Below are 15139 nucleotides of genomic sequence, written 5' to 3' on the forward strand. Positions count from 1 at the left end.
TGCGGCTCAATCGGTCAGCCATCCTAGAACCTGATCTTCGTTGACCGCCACCCATTCGCGGGCGTATGCAAGTGGCTCTTGCTTGTCGATCACGAGAGCATGGGTCATCGCGGACACGGTTTCGGTGTCGAGGTCCACATTGCCAAGCATGCGCGCAACTTCCGGGTAGTCCTGTTCAAGCGACTTGGCGAAATGCACATGCAGATAGGCCAGATCCCAGGCGCTTCCGGCGTCGGACTTCTCGAGCCAGTCGGGATCATCGGTAGGCTGAACCACCTTCCATGCCGTCGCATAATGCTCGGGCTCTTTGAGAATCTGCATATCATGCAGCGCGAATACATAGTGCGGCGTGTAGCAGAAGCCCGCCCACGGGTCGCCTGCCTTGATCGCGTTGTCGAGATTGGCATAGGCCACGGTTTCGTCGATCTCGGTCAGGTCCATGGTCTGATCGTAGCCATAGGATTTGGCACGGATCTTCTCGACCACGGTCGACGCCCAGCCGGGGGCTCCGATCCACAATTCGCCCTGACCGTCGCCGTTGCTGTCAAAGAGGGCGGCAACATCGGGGTTGGTCAGATCTTCGATTGTGGTGATGCCATGTTCGTCCGCCGTGGCCTGATCCACGCACATGCCCTGAAACGACTCGACGCCATTGGGGTTCATGACGACCGTCCCTTTGTCCTTGACGAAGGTGTCATGCAGGTTCTGTTGATTGGGCATCCAGACTTCGGGGTGGACGTGCATCGATCCGCTGTCCATCGCTTCGAAGACGATGGGATTTGTGCCGTTCTGAAGCTCGACCTCGAGACCAAGATTGTCCTCGATGGCCACTTTCATGATATGGGCCGTTGCGTTCACCGAAGGCCAGTTCGGCACGCCGATCACGATGTCCGCAGCCATTGCGGGCGCGGCAAGCGCCATGGCTGTACCGGTCATCAATGCGGTAAGTTTCTTCATTTCGTTCTCCCGTTGGTGTTTTGACATACCGGTTCGGAGACCCTGACCGGGCGTCCTTCCGGATCCTGTTCGTTTTCTGGTCTGGTTTTGCTCCGGTCCCAGTCTGTGGCAATCATACTATTGCGACGCGGCGATCTTGCGCTGACGTTAAGACAAGCACAGTATCATTGCGCCTCGCAAGTCTCTCAGGTCGAGAATTAAGTGAAAAGCGAAATGTTTCGCACGTAAAATGCGATATTTTCGAATTGTTAAAGCGGCTCTTCACTCTTTCCGAACGAAATGGGCAAAGGGTGGTCGGAGAGCGCAGACTCAGGGCGAAGCCGCTTTGCCCGCCGCGCTGATCGTGTTGACGAGTGCATCGAACCAGTTCCAGTTCGCTGCGGCGGTGTCGTTCACGATGAGGTTCTTTTTGCGAAGAAAGACTGGCCCGTTGAGCACATGCAGCGCGCCACTTTGAACATACGTATCCGCCAGCGCGCGCGGCAGATACGCCGATCCGCCGCGGTCCAAAAGGAATTGCAGCGCCCACCACGAGCTGTCGAAGCTGATCCGTGCGATCCCCGCGTCATGGTAAGCTTCGCCGTGCTGTCGGCGGTATTCTTCGCCGTGATCAACAAAGACATAGAGGGGATCGCCATCGATTGCCGCATCGGGCCGGTCTGAATAAAGGACCAGTTCTTCCGGGGGGAGGGGGTGGATCGTCTGATTGCCGCGCAGGATGGCATCATAGGTCAGGATCACGTCGACCTGCCCGGACGCGAGCCAATTTTCGAGATCGCGCCCGCTGCCCTGAAGCACGGAAACGGCCATGTCCGGGTGCCCCGAGACGACCCCGTCAAAAAATGCACGGCCCGGGCCGTGCCAAAGTTCGCGGTCGCATCCGAAGGTGCAGACCGAACTGAGCCCCGCCGGGAGCGCCGTTTCATATTGCGCTTGCCGCCAGAGGCCGGTCATGATCCGCGCATACCGCAAAAGCTTGGTGCCCGCAGGGGTCAATGTGATCCCCGATTTCTGTCGATTGAGAAGAATCTGGCCCAACGCCTCTTCCAGCGTTTTGAGCCGGGCGGTGACGGTGGATTGCGTCACGTGAAGCTTTTGCGAGGCGCGCACGAGGCTCCCGGTTTCGACAATCGCGATAAATGTGCGCAGGGATGTAATATTCATTCACTCACCATATTCGGGTTTTTCGAACTTTTAGCGCAAAACAATTCGTTTTCAAGAATTGTAATTCTGTGACAGCTTGCCCTGGATGGCAGGCGAGATTTCAGCATCAGGGAGACCACTCATGACACATTCTTATCAGATGCTAATCGATGGCGCGTGGGTCGACGCCTCGGATGGGGGGCAGTTCGAAACCCGCAATCCCGCCACCAATGAAATCTGGGCCAAAGTGCCCGAAGCGACCGCCGAGGACGTGGACCGTGCAGTGCGCGCCGCACATGAGGCTTATCTGAATGGCCCATGGTCGCGCCTGTCTGCGACACAGCGCGGCCATTGTTTGCGGCGTCTTGCCGATCTGTTGGCCGAACATTCCGAAAGGCTGGGCGCGATCGAGACACGTGATACCGGCAAACTTTTCGCGGAAACCCGGTGGCAAGCGAAATACATCAGCGAATTCTTTCATTTCTACGCCGGTGCGGCAGACAAGATCCATGGTGAAACGCTTCCCATAGACAAGCCCGACATGTTCGTGTTCACCAACCGCGAGCCGCTGGGCGTGATTGCCGCGGTGGTTCCCTGGAACTCCCAGCTATTTCTGTCAGCGGTGAAAATCGGACCTGCCCTTGCGGCTGGCAACTCGGTGGTTCTGAAGCTTTCGGAACACGCGCCGGCGGTGATCCTTGAATTCGGTAAACTCATCGCCGAGGCGGGCATTCCCGACGGGGTGGTCAACCTTGTCACCGGGCATGGCGAACCGTGCGGCAAGACGCTCACGTCGCATCCGCTGGTGGCGCGCATCTCGTTCACGGGTGGGCCGGTTGCGGCGCGGCATGTGCTGATGAATTCGACCAGCAATTTCGCCGAAGTCAGTCTTGAGCTGGGCGGCAAATCGCCCTTCATTGTCTTTGACGATGCCGATATCGAAAGCGCGGTCAATGGGTCGGTATCGGGCATTTTCGCGGCTTCCGGACAAAGCTGTGTGGCGGGGTCGCGTCTGATCGTGCACGAGGATGTCGCGGACGCCTTTCTTGAGCGCATGACCGAGATCGCCGGGTCGGTGAAGATTGGCGACCCAATGGCCGAGGAGACGCAGATGGGCCCGCTCTGTACCGTGGGTCAGATCGAAAACATCGAGGCCAACGTGGCCCGCGCAGTCGCAGAAGGCGGCACGGTGCTGTGCGGTGGCAAGCGTGCCGAGGGCGCGGGCAGCGACATGTTCTATGAACCGACGATCATTGATTGTCCGCGCCCGGACCTGACCATCGTCGACACCGAGCTTTTCGGTCCGGTTTTGAGTGTGCTGCGCTTTCGCACCGAGGAGGAGGCACTGCGGCTTGCCAATGATACCGAGCATGGGCTTGCCGCTGGCATCTTCACCCGTGACAGCGCCCGCGCCCTTAGGATGAGCCGGGCAGTGCGCGCCGGCATCGTCTGGGTCAACACCTATCGTGCGGTGTCACCCATCGCCGAATTCGGCGGCATGAAAAACTCGGGCTATGGCCGCGAGAGCGGTTTCCAAGCGGTTTACGACTACACCCGGCCCAAGACCGTGTGGATGAATACGTCTTCGGACCCGCTGGGTAGCCAGTTCGTGTCCCGTTGAGCCAAAGGAGGATAACATGAAATTTCATATTGCGATCAATCTGGAACGCATGAGCGCCGAGACCGACATGAAGGTGGTGCGCGATCATACGCTTGAAATGGTGCAAATGGCCGAAGAGGCGGGGTTCGAGATTGCCTGGGCCGCAGAACATCACGCACTTGAGATGACGATCGCGCCGAACCCTTTCCAGATTCTGACATGGTGGGGTGAACACACGGAGACGATCCGCCTTGGCATCGGCGTGGTCAACGCCGCATATTGGCATCCCATCAACCTTGCCGGTGAGGCCGCGATGCTTGACCTGCTGAGCGATGGACGACTGGAATTCGGGATCGGCTCGGGGGCTTATCAGCGCGAATTCGACCGGATGAAGCCCGGTCTCGATCAAAGGGACAGCTGGCGCTACATGCAAGAAATGCTGCCCGTGGTGCAGGCGCTCTGGAAGGGCGACTATGCTCATGAGGGTGAGTTCTGGCAGTTCCCGACCGCCACGTCATGCCCCAAGCCTGTGCAGGACGAGGTGCCCATATGGGTCGCGGCACGGGCGCCCATCACGTTCGACTATGCTGTCGAGCATGGTTGCAACATCATGAGCTGGCCCCTGACCATGCCGATGGCCGAGGCCGAGACCTATCGCCAGCGTCTTGACGCTGCAATCGCCAAGCACGGCAAGGGGTATGACGGCACGTGGTCGCTGATGCGGCACACAGCCGTCTATGACAACGAAGACGACCGGAAGGCCGCGATGGACAGTATTCGCGGTGTGCTCGCGCAGTTCGGCAACCTGATGATGAAGTCGGGCGAGGTGGTGAACGGCTTCCCCGAGCCGGTGCCGCTCGAGAGTCTTGAGGGGAACGCGCGGGTCGATCCTCAGATGCTTGAGGAGAACCTGATGTTCGGAGATCCCGACACGGTGATCGAAAAGCTGAAGAGCTACGAGGCGCTGGGTGTCGATGCCTTCATCTATTACGCGTCCATGGGAATGGACATGGAGCAGCAAAAACGCTCGCTGCAACTCTTCATAGACCGGGTCATGCCCGCATTCGCCGAAAAGGAGCTGGTTCATGCCGGTTGAAATCCGCCGCACGCTGACGCTTGTTCAGACCACGCACAAGGAAGGCTGGAAAGAGGTCGCCGAACCCACAACATTGGTGACGGCGATGGCGATCATCGCGAACCCGTGGTTTGGCCGCGGCCATGTCGAGGACATGTCGCCCGAGATCAGGGAGCAGGGGCCGGTTCTTGGCAAAATGCTGACCGAGATGCTGCTGACCGTGACGGGTGACCGGCTTGAGGGATGCGGCAAGGCCAGCGTGGTGGGCATGGGCGGTGAGATCGAACATGCGCAGGCGCTCACGCACACACTGTGGTTCGGAAATCAGTTCCGCGAGGCGATCAACGCCAAGTCCTATCTTGCCTTCACCAACACGCGCGGCGCGGCGGGCACATCGATGATGATCCCGCTGATGGACAAGGACGATGGCGGACGGCGCTCGCATTATCAGACGATCCACACCACCGTGCCGGATGCGCCCGCCGATGACGAGATCATCGTGGCGCTGGGGGCGTCGATCGGCGGGCATCCCAACCACCGGATCGGAGATCGGTATACCGATCTCGAGGAGATGGGGCGCGATGTGGACAACCCGGCAGGAGTATAAAGCGATGCGGAGGGTTTCCGACGCTCGGGCAACCGGCATTCGGTCGGGGGCAGGTGTCCCATGCCGATGAGCGAGACAGGCACCGCCTATGATCTTGCCGGGCCGGACGGGGCGCCGGTGGTGGTGCTGATCCACGGGCTGGGGCTCACTCGTCAGAGCACATGGGATGAGATCGCGCCAGTGCTGGCGCGGCGGTTTCGCGTGCTGAGCTACGATCTGCCGGGGCATGGCGAAAGCGCGTTGCCCGAGGGCGAGGTCAGCCTGAGCACGCTTGCCGCGCAGCTTGTCGCGCTGATGGACGAGTTGGGGATCGGGCGTGCCGCCTTGGTGGGGTTTTCTCTGGGCGGGATGATCAACCGGCGCGTGGCGATGGACCATCCTGACCGGGTGAGCGCGCTGGCCATCCTCAATTCGCCGCATGAGCGCGGCGAGGCGCAGCAGCGCCTTGTGGAGGAGCGCGCGCGCGCCACGGACGAGGGCGGACCGGCGGCAACCATCGACGCGACGCTGGAACGCTGGTTCACCGATGGATTCCGCCGCGATCATCCCCGAACGGTGGCGGCGGTGCGCGAGGTCGTTCTGGCCAATGATCACCGGAATTATGCCCGCCACCGTCAGGTGCTGGCCGAGGGCGTGGTCGAACTGATCCGGCCAAACCCGCCGCTGAGCCATCCCGCGCTGGTGATGACCTGCGAGCATGACAGCGGATCAACCCCGGCCATGAGCTGGGGCATCGCGGGCGAGATGACCGAGGCCGACGTGGTGATCGTGCCGGACCTTCAGCATCTGGGCCTGATCGAACAGCCGGAGCTTTTCTCGGGGCCGGTGACGGATTTCCTGCAACGGGTGACATAGACGGGCCGCCCGCGCATTGGACCGGGCTCTGCGGCAAGGAACAAACCCCGGGCGGTGCCCGGGAGAGGTATGAGACGACTGAACAAGGGACGCGCAATATGACAAAGAAGATGACAGGCGGACAGGCGGCGGTCGAGGCATTGAGGGCAGAGGGGACATCGCATGTTTTCGGCCTGATCGGCTCGGCCACGATGGAAATGTTCGATGCGCTTTACGATGCGGAGGATATCAATTTCATCGGTGTCCATGATGAGCGGACCGGCACCCACATGGCCGACGGCTTTGCGAGGATGAGCGGCGAGGCGGGGGTGATCCTTGCCGGACAGAACGGGCCCGGCGTGACCAACCTCGTCACCGGACTGGCGCAGGCGCGCGCGGCCTATTCGCCGGTCGTGGCCATTGGCGGTGCGCTGGCCTCGGGGCATCGCTATCGTGACGCGTTTCAGGAGGTCGATCAGGACGCGCTTTTCCGGCCGGTCACCAAGAAAACATGGACCGCGACGGGGGCGGACCGCGTGCCCGAGATGTTCCGCGAGGCCTTCCGCGAGGCGATGGCGCCACGGCGCGGGCCGGTGATGCTGAACCTGCCGCGCGACGTGCTTGCCGCCGAGGCGGAGTATGAGCCGTTGCAAACCCGCGATCAGTATCGCCCCTACGTGGCGCCGGGTGCTGCGCCGCAGGCCGTAGCGCAGGCTGCCGACATGCTGAGCAAGGCGCGTCAGCCAGTGATCATCGCGGGCGGCGGCATCAAGAATACCGATGGCGCAGGACCCTGCCTTTCGCTGGCCGAGGCGCTGAACTGTCCGGTGGTCACCTCGCCCGGCCATGGTGACGCGCTGCCGTTCGATCATCCGCTTAACGCGGGCCAGATGGGGCCGCGCGGCAATATCGTGGCCTCGCGGCTGGTGAAGGAGGCCGATGTCATCCTTGCGCTGGGCACGCGGGTGGGCTTCAACGCCACCTTCTACAGCTATGACAACATCAACCGCGATGCGCAGATCATCCATGTCGAGCTTGAGCCGACGGCGATCGGGCGATATTTCCCTGCCGCGCTTGGCGTTCTGGCGGATGCGCCTACCGCCGCCACCCAGATCCGAGAGGCCGTGGAGCGGATCAACGACCGGGCCGTTGCCGATGCGTGGACAGAAGGCTTCAAATCCGAGCGCGCGGCCTATCTGGCGAAACGCGACGCGGAGGCGCAGGTGGACGCGATGCCGATCCATCCATCGGGTCTTTTCAAGACGTTGCGCGACGTGATGCCTCGTGATGCCGCGGTGACGATGGATGCGGGCACGCTTTGTCTTCAGGCGACCGATGCGCTGAACTACTACCATCCGCGCAGCCTGTTCACGCCGCTGGATTTCGGGCTTGTCGGGTTCTCGTTCGCCGCCGGTCTGGGCGTGAAACTGGCCGCGCCGGACCGTCCGGTGATCAGCCTGATGGGCGATGGCGGCTTCGGCATGACCGTGTCCGAGCTTTCGACGGCGGTGGACTATGGCATCAACACCGTCACGGTGGTGATGAACAACCGCTGTTGGGGCGCCGAGAAAGCCTATCAGCGTGACTTCTTCGGTGAGCGGTATATCGGGGCCAACATCTCTAGCCCGCCGTTCGACAAGCTGGCCGAGCTTTACGGGGCCAAGGGCTATAAGGCGACGACGCTTGATGAGATGGCGCAGGCCATTGAGGATGCGCTGGACTGTGGCAAGCCTGCCGTGATCGACACTGACGTTGATCCGGCGGCGCTCTATTCCTTCCGCAGAGACAGCTTCAAGCACAGGGGAGGATAAGCGATGAGCCCCGCATCCTGGCCATCACCGGTCTTGTGAAAAAGCCGGTTGACCGCCGCGAACGCAACTTCCCGAAGGAGGTCACATGACCGAAAAGACCTATCCCGCCACCGAGGCACAGCGCGAGACCGATGACTGGAACCCGATGTGGGATGCGCTGGCCGAGACCGATCCCGATTATCTCGAAGCGTTTCTGGCGTTTCGCGCCGTGCCCCAGAAACAGGGGCCGCTGCCGCAGAAGACCAAGGAGTTGATATTCATCGCGATCAATGCGGCCACCACGCATCTCTGGGGGCCCGGCGTGCGGCGCCATATCCAGAACGCGTTACGCGAAAGCGCAACCCGCGAAGAAATCATGGAAGTTCTGCAACTCACCTCGATCATCGGTATTCACTCCATCGCGCTTGGTATGCCGATCCTCAACGAGGAAGTGGAAAAGTTCGAGGGCTGAACCGGGTCTGTGCGACCTTGCCGTTCGTCGCGTTCGCGTGCCAATCTGCGCTGCGCAGGGTGAGGGCGAAAGACATGCAGATACAACAGATTGAAACGGTCGTGATCAACGGCAAGATCGCGACGATGCAGGCGCCGGGGCAATTCGCGCAAGCCATGGCCATCGCTCAGGGGCGTATCGTGGCGATGGGCACAACCGACGAAATCCGCGCTTTTGCCCCGGCTGCGCGGGTGATCGACTGTGGCGGGCGCACTGTCATTCCGGGCTTTATCGACAGCCATTGCCACCCGGATATGCACGGCGCACGACTTGGCCGATGGGTTGATCTGGGTGAGGAAGAATTCACCCGTGACACGCTTTTGACCCGGATCGCGCGCGACATCGGAAATCAGCCTGCGGAAAAGTGGTTTGTTGGCTTCGGCTATGACGATACGCGGATGGGCGGCTATCCGACGTTAACCGAGTTGGATGCCGCAGCACCCGCGAACCCGGTCTTCCTTTATCGTCGTGACGGACATCTGGGGATTGCAAACAGTGCCGCGATGGCGGCGACGGGATATACCGAGGACAGCCCCGACCCGGATTTTGGTAAGCTCGATCGTGATCCTGTGACCGGGGCGCTTACCGGGCTTTTGCGGGAAACGGCGGCGCATGCGGTCGTGAACGTCATTCAGGACAGCTACACGCCCGATCAGTTTGCCAGCGGCCTTGTTCAGGTTCTTGACCGGTTCGCGAGCTATGGCATCACCTCGGTTCATAACTCTCTGGCGTCGACCAACGGGATTGTCGCCTATCAGAAAATGCGCGAGGCGGGCGATCTCGCGTTGCGGGTAGGGCTTTTGGCCTCGGGGCGTGAGGATGATCTTATTGCGGCGATTATCCGTGCCGGTTGGCGCACGGGTATGGGTGATGAATGGTTGCGCCTGACGGGTGTCGAATGGTGCCCGGATTGCAGCACATCGGGGCGCACGGCGGCCTATTACACGCCCTATGTCGGCCAGAAGGTGCTGGGAGAGCCCGCGGACAACCGGGGTATGCTTCTCTATGAACAGGATGATTTCAACGCGCGGGTCTCGCAGGCCCATGCCGCCGGCCTTCTGGTGGGGGCCGATGGGGTCGGGGACCGGGGCATCGACTTTGTCCTAGATGGGTTTCAGGCCGCACTGGAGGCGCATCCGCGTGCGGATCATCGGATGCGGGTCGAACATTGTTGTAACGTGACGCCCTCCATACTCAAGCGTCTGGTGGAGATGCGGGTGATCTGCTCATCGGCGACCGGGTTCGCCTATGATCTGGGCGATGCCTATATCGCCAATCGCGGCGCCGAGGCGATGCGCCACATGTGGCCGCACCGCGACATGATCGACGCAGGCGTCATCGCGCCGGGCCATTCCGACACGCCCGTGTGCCATCCCAACCCGATGCGCGGCATCCACGCCATGGTCAATCGTGTCACATCAAGCGGGGCCAGCCTTGATGCCTCGCAGGCGGTCACGGTTCACGAGGCGCTTGAGGCCTATACCACGCTGGGCGCTTTTGCAGGGCGTGAGGAGCATCTCAAGGGGCGTCTCCTTCCCGGGATGCTGGCCGATTTCGCGGTGCTTGATCGCGATATATTCACTTGCCCCGCTGCCGACCTTTACGCGGTCGGGGTCACATCCACCTATGTTGGCGGGGCTGCCGTGCATGGCGGGCTTTGAGGCGCGGGGGGCCTGCGCCCTCCGTGTCACTCCTCGATATCGGTGAATTCGTAGTTCAGCCTTTTCATGACCTGCTCGTAATTCCACAACAGCTTGGATTGTTTGTTCGCTCCCATCCAGATCGAGGCGACGGCATAGCTGTAGGCATCCTGTTCCGGTAATTCAGACAAGCGCATGCCTTTCTTGACGTATGAGGCGATACGAGTGCCTTCGACCTGTTCGGCCGCCACTTCGATTTCGGCGCGTGAGGGCGCGCGCGATACGGTCGCGTCATTGAAGAACACACGATAGAAGAATTCCGCCGCCACATTCTCGGGCCCTTCACCGCTGGGCATGTCCGGCGCGCGGCCAAGGCCCACATCCACGGTAATCTGTTGGTGGCTCACCCCATCGACCATTTCGAACAGGTCGCAATGCGACTGGGCGATGCGGGTGTTGATCTCAAGCAGCCAGATCTTGTTTTGCACCTCGTCCCAGTAAAATTCGATATTGAAGCCCGCATTGTCGTAGCCGATATGCGCCATGACCTTTTTGGTGATCTCGTTCATGGTCTCTTGCACCCGGCGTGGCAGGGTGGAAGGGTAGAGGTAGTAGAAAAAGCTGAGCACTTGTGGATAGCGGATTGAATCCACCGTGCCGTAGGGCACGACCTCGCCATCCTTCACATAGCCCTCGACCGTGCATTGGCGTCCGCCGATGACCTGTTCGGCCATGCAGTAATGACCCTCGATCGCCTTGATGTCGTCGGGCAGATCGGCCTGATCAAGCACGTAGTTGAAGGGTTCGGAAATCTGGCTGATCTCGGCGCGGAAGGCGGCGATCGCATAGTCGAAATCCTCGGGGCTATCGATGCGAAAGCCGAGACGCGAGCCCGAGGATTTGATCGGTTTCACGAAGAACGGAAAGCGCAGATCGGCCTCACCAATCCTTGAGAGCGCATCGTCATCAAACGGGTCAAAAGCGGTGAATTTCGGGACATGTTCGGGGATCACCTCGGCCATGACCTTGCGCGACCAGTATTTATGCTCGCATTTCAACAAGCTTTCGAGGGAGGCGTTGCGTGTTCCGTATTTCTTGCAAAGAAGCGGCAACATGGTGGAAACCGGGAAATCGATATAGCCCACGATCGCGTCGATGGAGCCATCGAAGGCGTCAAGCGTCGCCTCGGCGTCCCTGAGCATGGCGGGAATATCGAATTCCTGCGTCTCCGAGACTTCCTCGGGGGTCAGCAGCGGGTGGAACGCGACGTCTTCGCATCCCCTGAGCCGCGTCAGACGTTCTGCGTTAAGGTCATTCAATCCGACAACGAAAATGTTCTTGGTCATGAGCCGATCCTAACTTTTCAGGTCGATTTGTTGGTTTTGTGGTGTAGGTCGCGCGTGTTCGCCGGATCAGGCTTTGGCCAAATCCGCCTGCACCGGGAAGCTGCGGCCCTTCAGTCGCTCGGTCGCGCCAGCGATGTCATCCACGAGCAGCAGGAGAAAATCACCGGGCTGCGCATCCTTGATCGCCTGTGCCACGGCCTCTTCCTCGTTCATGATGGTTTTGACGTCGCAGCCGTCACCGCCTGACGCGGCCCCCTCCTGAATCAGCTTGGCGGTCTCGCCTTCCTTGCGGCCGCGCGCGTCGGATTCGTAGACGTAAACGACGTCGCACATCCGGGCCAACTGTGCCCCGAGCGCAGCGAGGTCTTCGTCCCGCCGGTTGCCCGGTGCGGTGGCGACACCGATTTTGCGCTGTTGTCCCAACCCTTGCACAAGCGGTTCCAACGCCTTGAGCGCGGGAACGTTGTGACCGTAGTCGATCAGGCATTTGACGCCATCGGCCTCGAAATAGTTGGTTCGGCCCGGCATCTGTGCCGGCGTCGGGTGGAAACTCAGAAGCCCCGCGCGAATATCGTCGATCTCGATTCCATGGGCGAGGGCGACCGCCGTGGCGGCCATTGCGTTCTCAACATTGAAGGGCGCGTGCCCTTCGAATGAAATCGGCACATCATTCACATCGACCACGTCGACAACGACCTTGCCGCGCAGGAGGACGATCCGCCCGTTCTTGACGGTCACGACCATGCGCTTTTCGCTCAGGTGATCCTGAAGGGCGGGGGTGTCGGCATTCATGGTGAAATAGATGATCTCACCGCGGGCCCAATAGGTACCCTGATCCATCACGAGGGGGTCATCGGCGTTGAGAACGCAGTATCCCCCCTCTCTCTTGACGGCATCGACCACCACGGTCTTGCAGCGTGCCAGTTCATCCAGCGTGTGAATGTCACGCTCGCCCAGATGATCGGAGGCGATATTGAGAAGAACACCCACATCGCATTCATCAAAGCCAAGGCCCCGGCGCATGATGCCGCCGCGCGCGACTTCGAGCACGGCATGCTCGACCGTTGGTTCGCGCAGCACGGCCTGAGCCGCCGCCGGCCCGGAATAGTCGCCGCGCAGGATCACATGATTGTCGATCTCCACCGTGCCGGTGCAGCCCATGCCCACAGAATAGCCCGACTGCCGCAGGATATGCGTCGTCAGGCGCGTTGTCGTGGTCTTGCCGTTGGTACCGGTGATCGCGGTGATCGGGATGCGGCCATTGTCGGTCGGGTCGGGGAACAACATATCGACCACATGCTCGCCCACCGGCCTTGGGGTGCCGTGGGTGGGTGCCATGTGCATCCGGAACCCCGGACCGGCGTTAACTTCGACCACGCCCGCCGATTGCTGATCGAGCGGCTTGGTCAGCGTCTCGGCCAGCAGGTCGATTCCGATCACGTCCAGCCCCACGTGACGCGCGATCCGCTCCATCGCGAAGCGGATATCGGGATGCACCTCGTCGGTCAGATCGGTTGCTGTCCCGCCGGTCGAGATATTGGCCGTGGACTTGAGAAAGACCATCTCACCTTCGGGCGGCACAGAATCGAGAGTAAGCCCCGCCTGTTCGAGCATGCGGTTGGTTTGTTCATCAACATGGATTTGGGTCAGAAGGTTTTCGTGACCGACGCCGCGCCGAGGATCTTCGTTCGCCTTGTCGATGAGACTCTGGATGGTCGATTTGCCATCACCGGTGACATGCGCGGGGCGGCGGCGCGCGGCCGCGACAAGCTTACCGCCAACGACGAGAATCCGGTGATCTTCACCCTTGATATAACTTTCGACGATCACTGCGCCGGAGTCGTCGCGCACCCGGGCCAAAGCCGCGTCATATCCTGATTTCAGATCTTCCGACGTGGCGATGTTGGTGGTCACACCCCGCCCGTGATTGCCGGCCAGCGGCTTGGTCACGACCGGCCAGCCGATCCACTCGGCGGCCTGCGTCACCTCGTCCCAAGAATAGCATGTGTAACCTTGCGGCACTGCGATACCCGCATCGCCCAGTATCTGTTTGGTCCAGTCTTTGTCATCGGCGATGGAGTGGCCGATAATGCCGGATTTGTCTGTCACAGTGGCCTGAAAGCGACGTTGTTTCACACCATGTCCCAGCTGGGTGTAACTGGTGCCTTCGGTCAGGTTGTTCCACGGAATGTTGCGCGCCTTGGCAGCGTCGACGATTGATCCGGTTGACGGGCCGAGCGCATTGGCGTCGCGGACTTCTTTCAGGTGCTCGACGATCGGACCTAGGTCGACGTAATCACCGTCATAGAGCTTTTGCACGATCTCGACCGCAGCTTCGCCTGCCGCAAGGCCGGTCGCCTCGTCGCGGTAGCGGTAGACAACATGGTAGATGCCCTTTTCATAGCTGTCCACGGTCTTGCCGTAGCCCACCGAGAGCCCGACCATGTTTTGCAGTTCGATGGCCACGTGTTCGACCATGTGGCCCGCATAGGTGCCGTTTTGCACCCGTTGCAAGAACCCTCCGGGCTCTCCGACCGAGCAGCGATGCTCGTGAATGGTCGGGATCACGGCTTCTAGTTTTTCGGCGATTCCAGGGACTTTGTCACTCGGTCGGTCTTCAAGTTCCGCGATGTCGAGCCGCATGTAGATGGCTTGGTAACGGCTATAATAGTTCGGCCCGCGCAGTGCACGGTGCTCAAGTATACGCATTCCTTTGCTCCAGGCTGTTCGCCCTGAGCTCGTTGCGTCCCAGGACACGCCGGTCCGACAAACAGTATTGGTTCCCGTCGACCAGCGCATGCATAACGACGTTGTGGGCGCTTACCGCCTCGCCGTCTGCAAGTTCGAATACATTGGAACCGGTCATGCCGGAACTGTCAACGAGGATAACGTGTCCGGGCCCGAAAGCGTAAATTGTGTCGTCTTCGAAGAGAACCGCGGCATCTTCGCCAAGCCCAACGCCAAGATATTCGGGATTTGTTGCGCCGACTTCCATCAGACGAGAGAATCGTCCGCGCTCAAGAAAGTGCGTGTCGATGATCACCCCCTCGATCAGACCGAAACCCGCCGTCATCTTGACCGCGCCCTTGCGCAGCGAATCCGTCGCGTGTCCGCCATAGACCATCGTGGTGGACTGACAGGCCGCGCCGGCGCTCGTTCCGGCGATGACCGCGCCCTCCTCGTGGCGTTTGCGGATCGCGGTCAGCGCCTCGGAGCCGCCAAAGATACTTGTCAGGCGCATCTGATCGCCGCCGGAGATAAAAATCACATCGCTTTGCGAAATCATCTTCAGCATCTCAGCGTCTATGACGTCTTCCCGATTCCGGATGCGGATGTGCTTGACCTTACCGGCGCCCAGACGGTCGAAGACGTCCTTATACTCGGCGAATACATCGTCGGGGATGCTGCTGGCGGTCGTGATGACCCCGACGCGCGGGGTTTCAATTCCGCTGAACTCCATAACCCGGCGCAAGATGGCGCTGTCCGACACTTTGTCTTCGGCGCCGCCGATGGCAATCAACTTGCCAATTGGCTTGGGTTGAATGAGCATATTCATAGAGCTTCTCCGAGCGTCAGTGATGCAAACTACATATTGTGGAAGCTATCATGTGGTAAACAAGATTGTTAGCGGCTCGA

Annotated in this window: 12 protein-coding genes; 7 read left to right on the forward strand and 5 right to left on the reverse strand. The window is 60.6% G+C overall.

Going from position 1 to position 15139, the window contains the following annotated elements; all coding sequences use genetic code 11:
* Positions 1–6: 6 nt before the first annotated feature.
* Entirely contained in the window at positions 7–957 is a 951-nt protein-coding gene (locus tag V8359_RS10925; protein ID WP_336428884.1) for an ABC transporter substrate-binding protein, read from the reverse strand.
* 309 nt (positions 958–1266) lie between these two features.
* Positions 1267–2121 carry a LysR family transcriptional regulator gene (locus V8359_RS10930; protein ID WP_336428885.1) on the reverse strand — a complete coding sequence of 285 codons (855 nt, stop codon included), beginning with the start codon at positions 2119–2121 and terminating at the stop codon, positions 1267–1269.
* A 121-nt stretch (positions 2122–2242) separates the two neighbouring features.
* Here V8359_RS10930 and V8359_RS10935 point away from each other — a divergent pair, with 121 nt between their 5' ends.
* The 7 genes from V8359_RS10935 to V8359_RS10965 all read left to right on the forward strand — a co-directional run bounded on the left by V8359_RS10935 (position 2243) and on the right by V8359_RS10965 (position 10178).
* A complete protein-coding gene (locus V8359_RS10935; RefSeq protein ID WP_336428886.1) occupies positions 2243–3721 on the forward strand; it encodes an aldehyde dehydrogenase in 1479 nt (492 codons plus the stop codon).
* A 16-nt stretch (positions 3722–3737) separates the two neighbouring features.
* On the forward strand, positions 3738–4796 hold the full coding sequence (locus tag V8359_RS10940; RefSeq protein WP_336428887.1) for an LLM class flavin-dependent oxidoreductase: 1059 nt from the start codon (positions 3738–3740) through the stop codon (positions 4794–4796).
* On the forward strand, positions 4786–5382 hold the full coding sequence (locus V8359_RS10945; RefSeq protein ID WP_336428888.1) for an amino acid synthesis family protein: 597 nt from the start codon (positions 4786–4788) through the stop codon (positions 5380–5382). Before V8359_RS10940 ends, V8359_RS10945 begins: the two co-directional genes overlap by 11 nt.
* A 66-nt stretch (positions 5383–5448) precedes the next feature.
* Positions 5449–6237 (forward strand): alpha/beta fold hydrolase, encoded by a 789-nt coding sequence (locus V8359_RS10950; RefSeq protein ID WP_336428889.1) that lies wholly within the window; start codon positions 5449–5451, stop codon positions 6235–6237.
* A 98-nt stretch (positions 6238–6335) separates the two neighbouring features.
* Positions 6336–8027: a thiamine pyrophosphate-binding protein gene (locus V8359_RS10955; protein WP_336428890.1), complete on the forward strand. Its 1692-nt coding sequence runs from the start codon at positions 6336–6338 to the stop codon at positions 8025–8027.
* Positions 8028–8112: 85 nt separating this feature from the next.
* Positions 8113–8478 carry a carboxymuconolactone decarboxylase family protein gene (locus tag V8359_RS10960; RefSeq protein WP_336428891.1) on the forward strand — a complete coding sequence of 122 codons (366 nt, stop codon included), beginning with the start codon at positions 8113–8115 and terminating at the stop codon, positions 8476–8478.
* A 74-nt stretch (positions 8479–8552) separates the two neighbouring features.
* Positions 8553–10178: an amidohydrolase gene (locus tag V8359_RS10965; RefSeq protein WP_336428893.1), complete on the forward strand. Its 1626-nt coding sequence runs from the start codon at positions 8553–8555 to the stop codon at positions 10176–10178.
* Positions 10179–10204: 26 nt separating this feature from the next.
* Here V8359_RS10965 and V8359_RS10970 read toward each other — a convergent pair whose 3' ends face one another.
* From V8359_RS10970 to V8359_RS10980, 3 genes are all read right to left on the reverse strand, one after another.
* Positions 10205–11503, reverse strand: coding sequence for an ATP-grasp domain-containing protein (locus tag V8359_RS10970; protein ID WP_336428894.1), 1299 nt, complete (start codon positions 11501–11503; stop codon positions 10205–10207).
* 66 nt (positions 11504–11569) lie between these two features.
* Positions 11570–14212 carry a cyanophycin synthetase gene (gene cphA / locus V8359_RS10975; RefSeq protein WP_336428896.1) on the reverse strand — a complete coding sequence of 881 codons (2643 nt, stop codon included), beginning with the start codon at positions 14210–14212 and terminating at the stop codon, positions 11570–11572.
* On the reverse strand, positions 14199–15059 hold the full coding sequence (locus V8359_RS10980; protein ID WP_336428897.1) for a cyanophycinase: 861 nt from the start codon (positions 15057–15059) through the stop codon (positions 14199–14201). Before V8359_RS10980 ends, cphA begins: the two co-directional genes overlap by 14 nt.
* Positions 15060–15139: the final 80 nt, after the last annotated feature.

The organism is Roseovarius sp. E0-M6 (assembly GCF_037083845.1).
GTDB lineage: Bacteria > Pseudomonadota > Alphaproteobacteria > Rhodobacterales > Rhodobacteraceae > Roseovarius.